16 protein-coding genes are annotated in these 15,909 nt (G+C 48.9%); 6 read left to right on the top strand and 10 right to left on the bottom strand.

The features are described 5' to 3' along the window. The first annotated feature begins 37 nt into the window (after positions 1 to 37). The 3 genes from rbsK (at position 38) to AC5I6P_RS16640 (ending at position 3,382) form a co-directional block, all read left to right on the top strand. Entirely contained in the window at positions 38 to 958 is a 921-nt protein-coding gene (gene rbsK / locus AC5I6P_RS16650) for a ribokinase (RefSeq protein ID WP_495694896.1), read from the top strand. Positions 959 to 1,004: 46 nt separating this feature from the next. Further along, on the top strand, positions 1,005 to 2,507 hold the full coding sequence (locus AC5I6P_RS16645) for an alpha/beta hydrolase family protein (protein WP_495694895.1): 1,503 nt from the start codon (positions 1,005 to 1,007) through the stop codon (positions 2,505 to 2,507). A gap of 158 nt (positions 2,508 to 2,665) precedes the next feature. After that, on the top strand, positions 2,666 to 3,382 hold the full coding sequence (locus AC5I6P_RS16640; protein WP_495694894.1) for a Crp/Fnr family transcriptional regulator: 717 nt from the start codon (positions 2,666 to 2,668) through the stop codon (positions 3,380 to 3,382). A 415-nt stretch (positions 3,383 to 3,797) separates the two neighbouring features. On the opposite strand, the gene AC5I6P_RS16635 is transcribed toward AC5I6P_RS16640, so the two are convergent. Further along, positions 3,798 to 5,126: a hypothetical protein gene (locus tag AC5I6P_RS16635; protein ID WP_495694893.1), complete on the bottom strand. Its 1,329-nt coding sequence runs from the start codon at positions 5,124 to 5,126 to the stop codon at positions 3,798 to 3,800. Positions 5,127 to 5,217: 91 nt separating this feature from the next. Beyond that, entirely contained in the window at positions 5,218 to 5,697 is a 480-nt protein-coding gene (locus AC5I6P_RS16630) for a MarR family winged helix-turn-helix transcriptional regulator (protein WP_495694892.1), read from the bottom strand. Between the two features lie 179 nt (positions 5,698 to 5,876). Here AC5I6P_RS16630 and AC5I6P_RS16625 point away from each other — a divergent pair, with 179 nt between their 5' ends. Beyond that, complete coding sequence (locus AC5I6P_RS16625) at positions 5,877 to 6,665, top strand: MOSC domain-containing protein (protein ID WP_495694891.1); 789 nt, start codon at positions 5,877 to 5,879, stop codon at positions 6,663 to 6,665. Positions 6,666 to 6,732: 67 nt separating this feature from the next. On the opposite strand, the gene AC5I6P_RS16620 is transcribed toward AC5I6P_RS16625, so the two are convergent. From AC5I6P_RS16620 to AC5I6P_RS16605, 4 genes are all read right to left on the bottom strand, one after another. Beyond that, positions 6,733 to 7,362 (bottom strand): hypothetical protein, encoded by a 630-nt coding sequence (locus AC5I6P_RS16620; RefSeq protein ID WP_495694890.1) that lies wholly within the window; start codon positions 7,360 to 7,362, stop codon positions 6,733 to 6,735. A 41-nt stretch (positions 7,363 to 7,403) separates the two neighbouring features. Beyond that, positions 7,404 to 7,535 (bottom strand): type II toxin-antitoxin system HicB family antitoxin, encoded by a 132-nt coding sequence (locus AC5I6P_RS16615; protein ID WP_495694889.1) that lies wholly within the window; start codon positions 7,533 to 7,535, stop codon positions 7,404 to 7,406. A 95-nt stretch (positions 7,536 to 7,630) separates the two neighbouring features. Then, complete coding sequence (locus AC5I6P_RS16610) at positions 7,631 to 10,162, bottom strand: type I secretion system permease/ATPase (RefSeq protein WP_495694888.1); 2,532 nt, start codon at positions 10,160 to 10,162, stop codon at positions 7,631 to 7,633. A 43-nt stretch (positions 10,163 to 10,205) separates the two neighbouring features. Beyond that, positions 10,206 to 10,970 (bottom strand): peptidylprolyl isomerase, encoded by a 765-nt coding sequence (locus AC5I6P_RS16605; protein ID WP_495694887.1) that lies wholly within the window; start codon positions 10,968 to 10,970, stop codon positions 10,206 to 10,208. Positions 10,971 to 11,428: 458 nt separating this feature from the next. Here AC5I6P_RS16605 and AC5I6P_RS16600 point away from each other — a divergent pair, with 458 nt between their 5' ends. Together AC5I6P_RS16600 and AC5I6P_RS16595 are read left to right on the top strand one after the other, a co-directional pair. Further along, complete coding sequence (locus AC5I6P_RS16600; protein WP_495694886.1) at positions 11,429 to 12,064, top strand: peroxiredoxin; 636 nt, start codon at positions 11,429 to 11,431, stop codon at positions 12,062 to 12,064. A 291-nt stretch (positions 12,065 to 12,355) separates the two neighbouring features. Next, positions 12,356 to 12,688, top strand: coding sequence for a lysozyme inhibitor LprI family protein (locus AC5I6P_RS16595; protein ID WP_495694885.1), 333 nt, complete (start codon positions 12,356 to 12,358; stop codon positions 12,686 to 12,688). Here the strand turns inward: AC5I6P_RS16595 and AC5I6P_RS16590 are convergent. The 4 genes from AC5I6P_RS16590 to AC5I6P_RS16575 all read right to left on the bottom strand — a co-directional run bounded on the left by AC5I6P_RS16590 (position 12,674) and on the right by AC5I6P_RS16575 (position 15,849). Continuing rightward, positions 12,674 to 13,474, bottom strand: coding sequence for a hypothetical protein (locus AC5I6P_RS16590; protein WP_495694884.1), 801 nt, complete (start codon positions 13,472 to 13,474; stop codon positions 12,674 to 12,676). The two genes, AC5I6P_RS16595 and AC5I6P_RS16590, sit on opposite strands and share 15 nt — an antisense overlap. A 126-nt stretch (positions 13,475 to 13,600) precedes the next feature. Continuing rightward, positions 13,601 to 15,193, bottom strand: coding sequence for a glucose-6-phosphate isomerase (locus tag AC5I6P_RS16585; RefSeq protein ID WP_495694883.1), 1,593 nt, complete (start codon positions 15,191 to 15,193; stop codon positions 13,601 to 13,603). A gap of 138 nt (positions 15,194 to 15,331) precedes the next feature. Next, complete coding sequence (locus AC5I6P_RS16580) at positions 15,332 to 15,634, bottom strand: cytotoxic translational repressor of toxin-antitoxin stability system (protein WP_495694882.1); 303 nt, start codon at positions 15,632 to 15,634, stop codon at positions 15,332 to 15,334. Next, positions 15,631 to 15,849 (bottom strand): hypothetical protein, encoded by a 219-nt coding sequence (locus AC5I6P_RS16575; RefSeq protein WP_495694881.1) that lies wholly within the window; start codon positions 15,847 to 15,849, stop codon positions 15,631 to 15,633. Before AC5I6P_RS16575 ends, AC5I6P_RS16580 begins: the two co-directional genes overlap by 4 nt. Positions 15,850 to 15,909 lie beyond the last annotated feature (60 nt).

Here is a 15,909-nt window from a genome sequence, read left to right as displayed (position 1 = left end):
GCCGCCTCTTTAATCTAATTCCTAACCCTAAATTCCTATGAGCGCGATCGTATTTGGCAGCATCAACATGGATCTCGTGACCCGGACTCCTCGCCTGCCCGTTGCTGGCGAAACGTTGACCGGACATTCGTTTGAAACGATATCGGGAGGCAAAGGAGCCAATCAAGCCGTTGCGGTGGCTCGATTGGGCGTGGCGACCGAGTTAATTGGACGAGTGGGAAATGATCCGTTTGGGCAGGACTTATTGGCTGGATTAATGGCCAATGGGGTCGGGTGCGATCGCGTCTTGGTCGATGCGTCGATTGGTTCTGGTGTGGCCACGATCGCGGTTGATGATACCAGCGAAAACAACATTATTGTCGTTCCTGGTGCGAATGGGCGAGTCGGGCGGGCTGACCTAGAGCGATTGCAGGAGGTTTTGCCACAGGCACAGGTACTCCTGTTACAGCTTGAAATTCCGTTAGAAGCCGTCGTGGCGGCGGCTCAAGCTGCAAAACAGGCAGGGGTGACGGTTATTCTCGATCCGGCTCCGGCTCAAACGATACCAATGGAACTGTATTCGTGGGTTGATGTCATGACGCCAAACCAAGTAGAAGCTAGTCAACTCGTCGGATTTACGGTAGATGATCAAGAGAGTGCAATGCGAGCCGCAACGCTAATTCACCAGCGCGGGGTTGCAACCGTGATCATAAAACTAGGTAAATTGGGTGCATTCTGTTTAACCGAAAATGAAACCTTTTTGACTCCTAGTTTTCCGGTCAAAGCAGTAGATACTGTTGCGGCTGGAGACGCGTTTAATGGAGGTTTGGCAGCGGGTTTAGCCGCAGGTTTACCACTCCAGAAAGCAACGATCCAAGCGTCTGCGATCGCGGCTTTATCGGTGACTAAAGCTGGAGCGCAAGCGTCTTTGCCGACTCGCGAAGAACTCACGACATTTCTATCGGCACACGGCAATTAGACCTTGATGAATTAATCTCAAAGAGTCGTTGATGCTCTAGATCCGCATGATTCGGTTCACTCGCTGGCAACTGCTGCGATCCTTCCTTGCTGTTCTGCTTATTTTGATCTCGTGGGCAGGCATTGCCGCTGCTCAAACCGGACTCACCATCCGTTTTTTTGAACGGGAAACGGTTCCGTTGCTATACATTGCGCCAAAACAAGCCCAAGCTGCACCCGGCGTTTTGGTTGCCCACGGCTTTGCAGGCTCGAAACAATTGATGTTGGGCTATGGGTATGTATTGGCGCGAGCAGGCTATGCCGTTATGCTGTGGGATTTTGATGGGCATGGAGCCAATCCGAACCCGTTGGGAGGAGTTGATGGTAACGCCCTTCAGAAGAATCTTCAGGTGGCGTTGCGATCGCTCACGGAGCAACCCGGAGTCGATGCGAGTCGTTTAGCACTGCTGGGGCATTCGATGGGCGGATCAGCCGTTCTTTCAGCAGGAGTGAATGACGTAAATCGGTTTGCGGCGACGATCGCGGTGTCTTCTGCGGGGGGAAGCATGACGCCGCAAGCACCTCGCAATCTGCAATTGCAGGTTGGCACTTGGGAAGGACGGCTGATTCCGTATGCTGAGAGAGCGCTGGCTCAAGCAGGAGGAGCGAATTCGCAGTTCGAGCAAGGCAGGGCGCGAGAGCTAATCGTTGTGCCAAGCGTTGAACACATCACGATTTTGTTTAATGGAGGCAGCCATCAAGCGGCGTTGAAGTGGCTAGATGCCTCGTTTAATCGACAATCTACAAGTCACTATGTCGATCGCCGTATGATTTGGTACTTTTTACATTTATTTGGGTGGCTATTGGCGTTGGGTGTGATTGCACCGAAATTTGCAGCATCAACCTTAACCGATTCACTAATCACCGATTCACCAACCAAAGTACCGACCAAAGTTCCAATTATCAGAAGTGCGATCGGGCTGATTGGCTCAGCGATCGCAGCCGTCGGAGGACTGTTGTTACTCAATTCTTCCGTTCAACTGCAATCCTTAGGAGGAGTGCAAGTTGGCGGCGCGGTAGGCGTTTGGTTTTTGATTGCAGGACTCGTGTGGTTATTGGCTCTCGGTCGATTTCCCCGTCCGACTCTGCGAACAGTCGGAATTGGGCTTGCTGTGTTTGCGCTGCTTTGGATTGCGTTTGGGCTGATGGCCCAATTCGTCTGGCTTCAGTGGTGGCTGATTTTACCCCGATTGAAAGTTTGGTTGCCGATTGCGATCGCGTGTTTCCCGTGGTTTCTCGCGTCTGGCATTGTTCAACAAGATATCCGTACTAAAAGCCGTTTCCTGTGGTGGTTAGGACAAAGCTTGGTACTGATTGGCGGATTTATTCTAGTGATTTCTGTAGTACCCAAATTAGGATTTATGTTTCTACTATTGCCACTGTTTCCAGTGTTAATAGGATTGTTATCGTTTGTTGAATCACTGTTAAATGAAGCGTGGATTTATGCGATCGCGAGTTCGCTATTGTTTGCATGGTTGCTGGCCGCCGGGTTTCCACTGTCTGCGGCTTAAACTACCAACACTGAGCCATCAAAATCTAGGCTAAAATTAGATTATCGGTTAAAAGTTCATGCCTTCGAGCTTTTCACTCTAAAGTATTGCCACTAGGACTAGGCTCTGAATTCCCCTCCTTGTGCCGTTAGTTAACACTATTGGCTTAGGAGACTATTTTGTTGCAGAATTTCGGTCCATCTAAGAATCAACTGCTCGCCGCCTTACCCGACGAGGAATATCAGCGCATTCTGCCACATTTAGAAGCGGTTGATCTCCCTCTAAAGAAAACTCTCTATGATCCTGGTGACAAGATCGACTATGTCTATTTCCCTAACCAAGGGATCATTTCATTAGTCACGATTCTAGAAGACGGAGCGAGTATTGAAGTCGGGATCATCGGAAACGAAGGCGTGCTAGGCGTTGAGGTGTTTTTAGGCGACCCGATCGCGCAATACGAAATGGTCGTTCAGTCCCCCGATAGTGGGATCCGCATGGCAGCAGCACCCTTTAAGGCAGAGTTTGAGCGAGGAGGACCGCTGCAACGCCTGCTGCTAAGGTACATGCAGACTCTATTTTTTCAGGTAGCACAGGGGGCAGCCTGCTTCCGCCGCCATAGCATTGAAGAACGGTTAGCGCGGTGGCTGCTGATGGTCAGCGATCGCATCAATTCTAATGACCTCCCGCTCACTCAAGAATTTATTTCTCATATGCTCGGCACCCGGAGGGCAGGTGTGACGATCGCGGCGGGAACACTGCAACAGGCAGGACTCATTCGCTATCACCGAGGCAACATTACTATAGTGGATCGCGAACATTTAGAAGAAGCGTCCTGTGAGTGTTATCGAATGATTAAAGCGATGACTGAGCGATCGCTGCCCATTCAGTACAAGTAGATGCATAACTTTGACCTTTTGTCTACAGCGCGTACTAAATCGTACCGACACTAAGGGAGATGAGCATTACAGTTATGAATAGGCTATTCCACTCTGAAACGCATAAAAACCTATAATACGAAAGCTGGAACTCCAACAAAAAAGCTTTCGACCATAAACAACAAAATCAGAGAAATAGCAGAGACGGGTGGCAATGCCGCCCGTCTCTTTTAGCAAGTAACTAAGATTTGTTCTACAGGACTTAGGCATGAGCAACGAGAAACTTCGCGTAAGTTCTGCTCTGTCGCGATCGCGACACAAATGTTGCCTCGGTTGAGAAGCCGTTTCAACGGTACTGCCTATAGTCTGTCAAGAAGAAAAACGCGCCCCGCAGAATCCACTCGACAAACTACTAGCTGTCGCCATCAAACTCTTGCTAACGCTGAAAGCCTTTAGCAGATTTCTTATCGCTCTTCTCTTTCGCTTTTGTTTTGCTCACCTCAGCTAATGCTTCTTGAAACAAATTATGCAGATGGAGCGGAACGCTGGCAATTTCGGGCAGTTCAGGTTCTAGAGGCTTTTGGTGCGATCGCAGCAGATCATCCAAATCTCGCCCAAGCTCAAAGTCGGGTTGCTGCAAGAATTCGCGTAACACTGTTTCTAATTGGGTCGGGTAATCTTTCGCTAATTGCTTCCAGACATACGTATTGATTTCAGGACTTTCAAGATACTTGCGAATCAGTTTGTCTGACCCTTTCATCGTCTTCCAATCGTCGGATTTGAGCAGATCAATAAACTGCTGATGATTCGGCAAAATCATTTGCCCCCAGCGAGGATGCGCCAAAATCGTGACTTCCTCTGCTTTCTTCAGTTCGGGAGGCAATTCGATCTGAGGCGTCACCATTTTCGCCGCCGCTTTGTCGGTCATCATTTTGGCGGCAGTGTCTGCATCCATTCCCATCGCTTCTGCCATTTCTGCGATTTCTTCATCGCTGACGCCTGCTTCTTGCGCCAGTTCAGTCATCGATTTGTTGCGATCGACGCCTGCTTCATCGAGTCGCCGTTCTGTCAGAAAATCTTGAAACTCAGGAATCTTTTTACTCAGTTGATAGCCCGGTAAGCTCACTTCTGCACCACCAAAAAAGTCGAGAAAATCTTGGTGATAGCGTTCCACCGATTTCCACGCTTCTTCTAACAACTCTGGAGCGTCGCCGTAAAGTTCGGATTTGTAGTTCTGTTTAAAGTTACCGATCGCAACCGCTAACTTTGGCTTTCCTAAACTACCCAACTGAACGTATGGACTAAAGAACATCCACGCGTCTTCTGTCACCGGTGCAATCCGGCTCAGCAGAATTTCTCCTGGCTTTAACCGTGCCATTGCTTCTAGCGTTGCTTCATCGGTTGGCTTGACGACATAGGTATTTGTCGTGAGCCAATTCATTAGCTTAAAGCCATCGGGTAGAATGTGCTGAATTACAAATAGTCCAGCAAAATTGCGCTTCCAGCCGAGAACAAGCGCGCGATCGCTCTCCGACAATTCCGATTCGTTAACAAACAACTCTAGCGGTGTCTGATCGCCAACCTGGCCCTGACCGAGAAACGAATCGACCGCCAGATCGCGCTGCTTGCGATCTTTGGACTGAGATTTGGATAACTGCTCAGCGACAAATGCCTCTAAAGCGGTTGCTAACTCTCCTTCCGCGTCATACACAAAATCGACTAATGCTTGCTTTAGCTCCTGCGATCGCTTTAAACGTTGATCCACGCGCTCATCCTCTTTTTGTTCTTCGACACGATAGGGCTCACTTTAGCGAAAGGTAAGCCCCTTACGATAGATTTCGATATTAGTTAGAAAATCAATTAAAAATTTGTCGCAATCGCTGCAACGCAGATTCGATTTGCTCTAATTCTGCGGCATCGAGTTGGTCAAATCGCTCCTTCAGATAGCTGATATGAGCCGGAAACACGTCTTGAAAGACCTGCTCGCCCTCAGGCGTCAACACAATGAGAAAGCAGCGCCGATTTTCTGGCGGCACTTCTCGACGGACTAACCCTTTTTGTTCTAAGCGATCAATAATGCCGGTCAACGTTCCTTTTGTAACCAAGGTTCGCTCTGCCAATTGATGCATGAACATGCCCGAGGTGTTTCCCAATGTACACAGCACATCAAACTGAGGCGGCGTTAATCCGAGTTCACGAATATGCGGCTCATCGTAAGCACAAAAGGCTTGATAGGTGGTAGTTAGCGATCGCAGCGTTTTCATAAAAGGCTGTTTCGCGGCGCTTTGAGGATTTAGTTTGGCTAGTTTTTCTGATGTTATTGATTTTTTCGACATTTACGTTTTTCTAAATTCGTCTTTCTAGTATTGCATATCAAACAGTCCTAGTTAAAACTATTGGTTTCAAACTGCTCGAACCTTGTAAACTGTAGCTTGAGGACGAGATTAGGTAAAACCCAGATAAGTAAAACTCAGAGTAGAAGCAGCCTTCATAGATTGAACGATAGGGACAAACCATGCCAACCCTCGATCGCATCTTTATCCATCCGATCAAATCGTTAGACGCGGTGGAAGTTAGGCACGCAAAAATTTTAGAGAGTGGCGCATTAGAGGGCGATCGCGAGTTTTGCATGGTGGACTCTAACGGAAAATGGGTCAACGGCAAACGCACTGCCAAGGTTCATCAGATTCGATCGCAGTTCAATCTCCCAGCAAGATTAGTAACGCTTTCGATTCAAGGCAACAATCCGGTGAGTTTTCATCTGGATCATGCCCGAAGCGCGATCGCGGCATGGCTGAGCGACTATTTCGGATTTCCTATCAGCCTGCAACAAGATCGAACTACCGGATTTCCAGACGACGAAGCTTCGCCTGGGCCAACTCTGATTAGCACCGCGACTTTAGAAGCATCGGCAGGTTGGTTTGATGGAGTGACGGTAGAGGGAATGCGATCGCGCCTCCGCACCAATCTCGAAATTGGTCAAACCCTGGCATTTTGGGAAGATGGACTTTACACCAAAACTGAAGAACCGTTGCTCTTTCAAATTGGTGATGTGCAGGTGCAAGGCATCAATCCCTGTTTGCGATGCGTCGTGCCAACCCGCGATGCCATCTCTGGAGAAGCTACACCGCAGTTTCAAAAAACCTTTGCCGTCAAGCGAGAAGAAACCCTCCCAAATTGGGTAGCCAGCAATCGGTTCAAATCGTTTTACCGAATGGCGGTTAATACTCGAATTGCCCCGTCCGAAGCCGGAAAATACCTACGTGTGGGTGATGAGTTGAATGCAACATCTTTCAAAATATGAAGTGAGATCGCGAGTTAACAAAGCCTTTGCGATCTCAACTTAGCTTTCGGTGCAGCGCAGATTAGCTTCAATTAATTCCAACCAATATCTCTTCACGTGCGGCAGCAGCTTCAAGATAAAGCCTTTTCCAATACCAGAACTGCCTTGCGTACCACCATCCCTCGAAAGCGTCTTCTATATCTGGATCGTCCCAATTCCAATCTTCAGCATCTTCATCAACGTTAAAGAGAGAATGCAGCTTGATCCCGCTGAGAATTCTTGCTCCCTGTTGAACAATTGGAAGCGATACAAGGTTCAAGTCTTGACGAACTCCAGGAAACCAATGAGGAGCAAAGTCGCGATCTCCAAACAACAGACTCGATAAAAATGCAACATCGCTACTTTGTCTTCTGTTTAACTCTTGGGTGAGGCGCTTCTCAATTTCTACCGAGCTTGATTCAAAGTAAGCAACTTTAATTTGAGTACGTTCCACCTCAGCTTGGAAGTCGTCAACTAACTGCCTCGTCTCAACCTTGGATTTAAAGACATCTGAATAGCCATTCATCAAGATCTCCAAAGTTTCTTCATCAGCATCCTCTGGTTCTTCGTATTCGCTCATGACCTTAAAGCAGCAATCAAAAGAATGCACCATTAGGATATACATTGCTTTTTCTTGTTGCAGCCGTGCATACAGCCTACTTTGAGGAGAAATCGCCATGTAGTAAATAGTGTGACTCATAGAATGGCAATCATTATTGATCAAGCAGCAACAAAAACCGTGCTGGGTTCCGGCAAGGATTCTCCAGTGACTTCGTATGCCATAACCAACGATTCGAGGGCTCCAATTCCGTTAGTGACAGCTTCCTCATAGCTATCACCATGGTGCGCCATTGCTGCTCCGGAAAATCTGGAAAACAAACCAGGAAACAATCATCCTCTTCTGACCATTGAATCACCATCTGATATTTAAGCTGGGTCATCATTATCTAAACCGAGGCTTGCTGACGCTGATAAAGCGACCAGTACAATCCCTTCGACTTCAGCAACTGATCGTGAGTCCCTTTCTCGGCAATCACGCCTTTTTCCATCACTAGAATTAAATCTGCCTTTTTGAGTGGTGCGAAGCGGTGAGCAATTAAGAAGACCGTACGATCGCTCGCCACCTGCTGAAGATTGTGCAGTACTTGTTGTTCGGTCTCACTATCGAGCGCACTCGTCGCTTCATCCAACACCAGCACCGGAGCATTAGACAAAAACAATCGGGCTAGAGCAATCCGTTGACGTTGACCTCCTGAAAGGGCTGTGCCTCGCTCTCCTGTGTTGGTCTCATAGCCCTGAGGCAGTTCGCTGATAAAGTCATGGGCAACCGCGAGTCGAGCCGCTTCTACTACATCTTCGGCACTAATATCTGGGCGTCCAAGAGTAATGTTGTCAACGATCGTCCCATTGAAAATTAGATCTTCTTGCAAGACAACGCCCATCTGACTCCGCAACGAATGCAGATCGACGCTCTTGACATCAAATCCATCGACTAAAATTCGACCTGCTTCCGGTAAATAAAGCCGTTGCAACAGTTTAGACAGCGTACTCTTCCCTGAACCGCTCCGACCGACGACGCCGACGAGCATTCCAGGCTCAGTCGTAAACGAGATGCCCTTGAGAACAGGTTCTTGATTGGGGTTGTACCGGAAGAACACTTGATCGAACGTCACTTGCCCCTTAAGCGGCGGCAAGACTAGCCCTGATCCCGGCTCAGCTTCGGGAGGAACGTTGAGAATGTCTCCAATCCGATCAACCGATAGCAACACCTGCTGCAAGTTCTGCCAAAGCTGAACCAATCTCAGCAACGGACCTGTCACCCGTCCCGACAACATCTGAAACGCAACGAGTTGACCAATGGTCAGGTTCTGCCCAATCACCTGATGCGCCCCGACCCACAAAATCAGCAGGTAGGAAAAATTCGTGAGGAAGTCAGCTAAGTTGTTGCTGATATTCGACGTTGTAGAGGCTTTAAAGCTGGTGCGAATGTAGCGAGCAAATAATCCTTCCCAGCGATCGCGCGAGGGTTTTTCCGCCGCGTGCGCTTTGACCGAATGAATTCCTGTCACCGTCTCGACAAGGAATGACTGACTATCGGCACTGCGGTTAAACGTCTCGTTCAGCCAGTTCCGCAAAATTGGAGTCGTAGTCAGCGTCAAGGCCGCATACAAGGGCAACACTGCCAGTGCCACAGCCGTCAGCGGAATGCTGTAGAAAAACATCAACGCCAAATACACGACTGAGAAAATTGAATCCAGTACAACCGTCAGTGCCGTTCCCGTCAAAAACTGACGAATGTTTTCCAACTCCTGAACCCGCGCCACGGTATCTCCCACCCGACGAGATTCAAAATATGCCAGAGGCAACCGCATCAAATGACGAAATAATTGTGCCGAAAGACTCAGATCCAAGCGGCGGGCAGTGTGCGTGAAAATAAAGAGGCGAAGAATACCGAGAACCGCCTCAAAAATCGCAACGCCCAGTAGCGCGAACGCCATGACATCTAGCGTTGAAACGCTACCTTGCACCATGACGCGATCGATGACGACTTGAGTAATCAACGGCGTCGCCAAACCCACAATCTGCAATGTGATTGAGGCAACCAGTACCTCGATCAATAGCCCGCGATATTTCCACACCGCAGGCAAAAACCAACTGAGGTTAAACCGCTCCTGCTTCTGAATCGCTTCGACTTGCCAGAGTGTCCCGTTCCAAGATTGCTGCACCGCCGAGCGATGAATCGCCTCACACGTCATGGTGGGATTCATCGGGTCAGCAATGATTAAGCGATCGCCTCTGACACCATAAGCCACGACCCAGTGTGGCTCACTATTTGGCGTTCCCCATTGCATCAGTGCCGGAAAATTCAGCAGCCGTAAGTTCTGCCAGGTAGACTCAATGCGCCGTAACTGTAGCCCCAATTTCTCAGCCGCATCAACTAAATTTGTGGGGCGTTGTCCTCTCAACTGCCGTTGCACCCACTCCAGTTGAGCCGGATTTTGCAGATGGTTAGCCACCATCGTCAGACACGCCGCTCCCGAATTCATGCCCGAGACAAACGGAAAGCTTGTGACAGGTTGGGGAGAAACATCGGTTTGGGGCTGGTAGCGATCGCGCTGAATTGCCCAGAACCGCTCAATATCGGCGGAAGACAACGATGCCCACGTCTCTGCCCGCCACTGCACGACAACGACATCATTACTTGCCGCCCGTGCCTTCCATCCCGGCAGATCGAGCAATTCGCCAACCCATTCCCCAGGCTTGAGCAAAATGGTCTTCTCTTCTTCCGAAACCAGCCGAACTTTTCCACTCAGTACCACTAATTGGACACCCGGCGTTTCCTCTGACCACAGCAATTGTCCTAACCGATACCGTTGGATGACTGCTTTTGTCTTAAATTGAACTTGCTGATCAGGGCTAAGGAAGCACAGGGGCGGCGCTTCCCACGGAAGATTGGCGGTAATGTCGTTTGTAAGCATCTAACACTCAGAACTGGGGGACAGCAGATCAAAACGGTCGCGATTATTCTTCACCAACTTGCAGTTTGACGCTCATTTTCTGGATTTTCTCACCCATCCACCGATCAAACAACTCATTTCGCAGCATCTGGCTCAATTGAGGATTATCGAGTGATGCAGGTAACACTTGCTCGACCCGGAACAGCGCCCAGCGATTGTCGATCTCAAGCGGCCCAACCAGATCACCTTCATTCGCAGAATCGATCGCGGCTCGAACAATATCGGGCATGGTTCCTCGGCTGACGGGTCCCATCATGCCATTGGCAATGCGATCGTCCGCTACCGAATGCTCTCGTGCCAACTCTTCAAAGCTGGCTCCCTCTTTCACCTGAATTTTGAGTTCTTCGGCGAGCTCCTGATTTTCTACCATGATGCGAGACAGCACCACGCGATCGAGAAAAACCTTGCGTTCAATAAAATACTCTTGCAGCTTCGGTTCAGTCGCAACTTGCTTAAGCTTTTCTGTTTTGAAGTTAGATGAAATTTGATTATGAAACGTAGAGTAGTCTAAACCATTACGATTAAGCCAGTCCTGAAACACTTTCGGATCGGTAAGCTGTTGCTGGAGGCGAAAATCAATAACGGCTTGCTCAATGACAGCAGGATTAATGGCTAAGTCTTCGCGGGTGTTGAGTTCTTGCTCCAAAACATACTGACGTAAAATATCGCCCAGGAAGCCTTGCAGCTTACCTGATGTCTGTAAATAGCGGAGGCACTGTTTCAGAGAGAGGGCTTCCTCATCGACTGTTAGAAAAGCTTTAGCGTCCATGAATCTCAATTCTGTGAGGGTCTCAATCAGATAGTATCTTGCCCAGGGCAAATGGGACTTTAATAAAAAATTAGAGCTGGTTAAGGAATTTAACGTAAGCCAATGTGATTAAACTCTAAAACCCGATCACTTAGACTCAGCAATTTCAACCAATTGCTAAAACTTTCTAAAAGAGTTTGACTGCCCTTACCGAACATGTTTGAGTATTTGAACGGAGCATGACAAAAACCTGACCTAAGTAAATTCTCTATAACTAATTGCTCTCATCAAAAGCAAATGAGAGTCTTTGCTTCAGGGAGAAGGCCAGATTCTTAATTTGAGGCTGTATTAGATCCTTGAGATTTGTCCCATTAATTCGCTAAAATCGTGAATAGATCTAAACTCCGACCGGAAAACCGGAGTTTTATGGCATGATCAGTTAGTCACTATCTGCGATCGCAAAGGAAAACAAGAACATTATGGCTCTCCGACTTGGCGACACCGTTCCCAACTTTACACAAGACTCCTCTGAAGGAACCATCGATTTTTACGACTGGGCTGGTGATAGCTGGGTTGTACTTTTCTCCCACCCGGCTGACTTCACCCCAGTTTGCACGACCGAACTAGGCCAAGTAGCAAAGCTCAAGCCCGAATTCGATAAGCGCAACGTCAAGACGATCGCACTGAGCGTCGATACAGCTGAGTCTCACCAAGGCTGGATTGGAGATATCAACGAAACCCAAAGCTGTAGTGTGAACTACCCGATTTTGGCTGATCCCGATCGCAAGGTTTCTGACCTCTATGACATGATCCATCCCAACGCTAATAATACGCTGACGGTGCGATCGGTGTTTATTATCGACAACAACAAAAAGCTTCGGCTCACCTTCACCTATCCTGCTAGTACTGGGCGCAACTTTGAAGAAATTTTGCGGGTGATTGATTCGTTGCAACTGACGGACAACTATAGCGTGGCCACTCCAGCAAACTGGACGGATGGCGGCGATGTGGTAGTTGTGCCATCGATTCCGACCGATGCCGCGCGGGAGAAATTCCCGAAAGGGGTGACAGAAGTGAAACCCTATTTGCGGATGACCCCTCAACCGAACCGTTAGAGGATATCGCTTCAGCGTTTTTTTACTGTGATTTTAGGATGGGTGAGCAATGCTCACCCATTTTTTTGGTCTTTCAATGACTTTGATCGTTCAATGACATAGTCTTACTTGCTAAACAAGTTAGGTTCTACGGCAATTTACCTAACCCATTGCCAAGGATCGTGTGAAATCTGAGACAATCTCCTGAGACACTCTAAACAATACAACCAAGACCCTGTTTCAATGAGAAAACCTTTGTTTCAACTCATAGGGTGGATAACCTGCTGTAGCGTTGTCATCCTGACTAAACCCGTGAATGCCGAACTTATGGCAAGGCAACCCAATTGTAGAGATCCGCAAACTCAGGAAGACATGAACCTCTGTGCCGCCAATGCAGCGCAAGCCGCTGATCGCGCTCTCAATCAGGTGTATCGACGAGTTCAGTCAACCTACGATCGCACCGCACTAGGAAATCTGTTGGTTGAGGCTCAACTCGCTTGGATTAAATTTCGAGATGAAAACTGCAAATTTGCCCAGCAGAGATTTGCAGGGGGTTCGATCGCACCGATGATAGAGCAAAGTTGTATTGAACGGCTCACTCGGCAACGTACCGAAGAACTAGAAAGCTTTTTAGAAAGAGGATGATTGGCGTTGTTCAGCCTGTCGAACAGTTTGGGAAGAGGAGCCGGGTTGTTCAGCGTCTCGAACGTAGCTGTCAAACGCAAACTCCTCCTCCCGAATCGCACCAGACACAATTCTCACTGTCCGTTGGCTCAAGGCAGGAAAAGACCCAGTTTCAGGCTCAATAATGTAGATCCCTTCCAATAGCTGAAGTTGAAACTCTCCCTGATTATCTGTTCTAATGCGTACACGCTGGGTGCGATCCAAGCTAACGACATTCAGCGTACCCACGTAAGGACGGGCAACGCAATCTGTCACAGATACAACCGAGCAGATGGGTTTAACCGTTACTTGACCTCTAATCCCCCCTACCGCGCCAGTTGGAGTGGGTTCATAACGCCGAATTTTGGGTTGAGGTTGACGACGGCGGGGCGGAAGTTGAAAGGGATCTTGGTCTTTTTGGCGGACTTGGGGAGTCTCGTCTATCTGCCGTTGACGAACCTGCGGAATTCCATCCGCTTCTTTCTGGCGAATTTGAGGGTTGGAATTTGGTTGAACAAAGTCTGGCGATCGCTGCGTCCTTAATGGATCTTGCGTCGCCCCTAGCGAATTTGAAGGGGTTCCTGATGGAAGTTGGAGCGGTCCTAGCGGCGAGGGATTGAGTTGCGACGGTGAACCCAGCGTTGTTTGCAGCGGAGTTAGCCTAATGGAAGATGGAACTGGATCAGCCGCAATGGTGTCACTCGCCGCTAAAGCGGTTGACGCCAACAAGGAAGCTAAGAAAACGCTTGATCGAAGTGAGTTACGCATCCAAAAAACCTCTAGAACAGTAGCGTTCCATCTCATGAAAAGAATAGCAAGTCACTGTTCTAGAAGGGGCAAACTTCACGAACTTTTGATGAAACCTTCATCAGTCATGGATTTAATAGATCAAACTCATAGACTTACGGTTAAACGTCCTGGCTGTCCAGCACTGCCGTGAAGCTTGACGCCGCGATCGTTTGCCGCTAAGTGCCGGATGATTTTGTAAACTGCTTCTGCTTCATCGGGCGCACCTGCTTTGGTGGCTAGGGCGTCTATCGTAATGGGGCGGCTTTCTTGTTTCAACGCCTGAATCACGTTGCGTTGCAACTCTAAAATGACTGCCGCCGCTTTCTTACCCGCTTCGACACCGGGTTGGTGATAGGCATTGACGTTGACTAAAAAGCCGTAAAGCCCTACAGCGCGTTCGTACAGCGCTATCAGTGCGCCAACGTGACGGGGAGTCACTTCCGGGATCGTCACGGTAATCGAATCGCGATCGTTGTCATAAATGGCTTTGCGCGTGCCTTGGAGTAAACCCGATAGGTAGTCTCCCGAAGTCACACCTGGCTCGACTTCAATGGCGGAAGCAACAGACGTGCCTTGACGATCATGCAAGACTTCGATAAAGGTGAGAAAGAAGTTTGGGACGCCTTCTCGGAGTTGCTGCACGTAGGCATGTTGGTCTGTTGTACCTTTGTTGCCATAGACAGCAATGCCCTGATGAACAACGTTTCCGTCTAGATCTTTCTCTTTACCGAGCGACTCCATTACCAATTGCTGAAGATATCGACTAAAGAGAAGCAGGCTATCCTTGTAAGGCAAGACCACCATGTCTTTCTCGCCTTTGCCATTGCCTGCGAAATACCAAGAGAGCGCCAGCAGGGCAGCAGGATTCTCCTTAATTTTGGGCACACGAGTGGCGACATCCATTTCTTTGGCACCAGAAAGCATCGCTTGAATATCAGTGCCTTGCAGAGCGGCTGGAAGTAGACCGACCGCCGAAAGTTCTGATGTTCGTCCACCAACCCAATCGTGCATTGGAAACGTCGTCAGCCAGCCTTGAGATTTGGCGAGTTTGTCAAGTTCGCTACCGTATCCAGTCACGGCCACCGCGTGTCTGCCAAAGTCCAAGCCCTGCTGCTGATAAGCGCGTTGAGCTTCTAACATGCCATTGCGGGGTTCAGGCGTGCCGCCGGACTTGGAAATGACGAGAACGAGTGTGCTTCGCAGACGATCGCCCAGCCCGGATAGAACCCGATCGAAGCCTGCTGGATCGGTGTTGTCAAAAAAGTGAATCGCCATGGGTGGCGATGCGGCAAGCGCTTGGGACACAAATTGCGGTCCTAACGCTGATCCGCCGATGCCAATCGATAGAATATCGGTAAATTTCTCGGCTTGGGGAGGACGAATTTCACCGAGATGAATTTTGCGCGTAAAACTTTCAATGTCTTGAATCGTCTGAATAATGTCTTGTTTGAGGTCTTCGTTGGGTGCAAGGTCAGGATCGCGCAGCCAGTAATGGCCAACCATGCGATGTTCGTCAGGATTTGCGATCGCGCCTCCCTCTAGGGCTGCCATGTCTTGAAAGGCTTTCTCAAACTTAGGTTGCATCTGCTCAACAAAGCGATCGTCAAATCGCATCCGGCTGACATCGAGATACACCTCCAAGCCGTCATGGTAGTAAAGCCAGTCTTGGTAGCGTTGCCAAAGTGCCACAGCATTCATATCAAAGCCCCTTGCGTCATTTCTCTGTTCAGTTTATAAGCGCAACGTTCAGTTTATAAGGGCAACAGACACCGAACTAGGGACTAGAGGGGGAAATTTAAGAAATTCGTCATATCGCGCTACCCAAGGACGCCATTTCTAGACAGTCGGCTTGGGCAGAATTCGTAAAAATTTGATGATCTGTCCCGTTATCTCAACACTAATCAAATAGGTGTCGATTGTAAATCGATAAAAAATCTCGCTGGTGCCAAGTGGTTGAAATTCTGCTAATTCTTGCAGTTGGCCAGTCTGGAAAAACTCGTTAAATACAAACTGCTGAATGCGCTGAAAAGCTGCCGTTTCTAAGCCTTTTAGATCCAGGAGAAAGGCGCGATCGTAGCGGACTTCAAGCCGGGACGGGAGAATCGTGCCTCCCATTGTCAAAGGTTTAGTGATGTTCATAGGGTGCGGGGTGCGCTCTGGAGGAGGGGCAGGAGCCGAATTGCTTCTTCGCGGGTGAGTGTATCGCCGGGATTGTGAGCCCGTTTAGCGGTTTGAATTGCTCTTAGCATGTAGAGATCGCAGTAGAGCGGTTCGAGGACTCCCCACAGAGTTTCTAATTCGTCATCAGAGAGATGCTCAATAAGATTGTGAGCGCGACTACGAAAGAAGTTCATAAGGGCAGAAGAGAGAGTGGGTGTGCGCAACGAACGCAGGCGAGGCATGGTTTCAGAGTG

Source organism: Myxacorys sp. (assembly GCF_059501405.1).
Note: the sequence above shows the minus strand (reverse complement) of the source record. Positions and strands in the feature narration are given on the sequence as shown.

What these genes read in the sequence shown, in the direction of transcription:
- rbsK (WP_495694896.1), top strand. Translation starts at nt 38, where the DNA reads ATGAGCGCGATCGTATTTGGCAGCATCAACATGGATCTCGTGACCCGG.
- AC5I6P_RS16645 (WP_495694895.1), top strand. Translation starts at nt 1,005, where the DNA reads ATGATTCGGTTCACTCGCTGGCAACTGCTGCGATCCTTCCTTGCTGTT.
- AC5I6P_RS16630 (WP_495694892.1), bottom strand. Translation starts at nt 5,697, where the DNA reads ATGTCGAAAAAATCAATAACATCAGAAAAACTAGCCAAACTAAATCCT.
- AC5I6P_RS16625 (WP_495694891.1), top strand. Translation starts at nt 5,877, where the DNA reads ATGCCAACCCTCGATCGCATCTTTATCCATCCGATCAAATCGTTAGAC.
- AC5I6P_RS16620 (WP_495694890.1), bottom strand. Translation starts at nt 7,362, where the DNA reads ATGGCGATTTCTCCTCAAAGTAGGCTGTATGCACGGCTGCAACAAGAA.
- AC5I6P_RS16615 (WP_495694889.1), bottom strand. Translation starts at nt 7,535, where the DNA reads ATGGCGCACCATGGTGATAGCTATGAGGAAGCTGTCACTAACGGAATT.
- AC5I6P_RS16610 (WP_495694888.1), bottom strand. Translation starts at nt 10,162, where the DNA reads ATGCTTACAAACGACATTACCGCCAATCTTCCGTGGGAAGCGCCGCCC.
- AC5I6P_RS16605 (WP_495694887.1), bottom strand. Translation starts at nt 10,970, where the DNA reads ATGGACGCTAAAGCTTTTCTAACAGTCGATGAGGAAGCCCTCTCTCTG.
- AC5I6P_RS16600 (WP_495694886.1), top strand. Translation starts at nt 11,429, where the DNA reads ATGGCTCTCCGACTTGGCGACACCGTTCCCAACTTTACACAAGACTCC.
- AC5I6P_RS16590 (WP_495694884.1), bottom strand. Translation starts at nt 13,474, where the DNA reads ATGCGTAACTCACTTCGATCAAGCGTTTTCTTAGCTTCCTTGTTGGCG.
- AC5I6P_RS16585 (WP_495694883.1), bottom strand. Translation starts at nt 15,193, where the DNA reads ATGAATGCTGTGGCACTTTGGCAACGCTACCAAGACTGGCTTTACTAC.
- AC5I6P_RS16580 (WP_495694882.1), bottom strand. Translation starts at nt 15,634, where the DNA reads ATGAACATCACTAAACCTTTGACAATGGGAGGCACGATTCTCCCGTCC.
- AC5I6P_RS16575 (WP_495694881.1), bottom strand. Translation starts at nt 15,849, where the DNA reads ATGAACTTCTTTCGTAGTCGCGCTCACAATCTTATTGAGCATCTCTCT.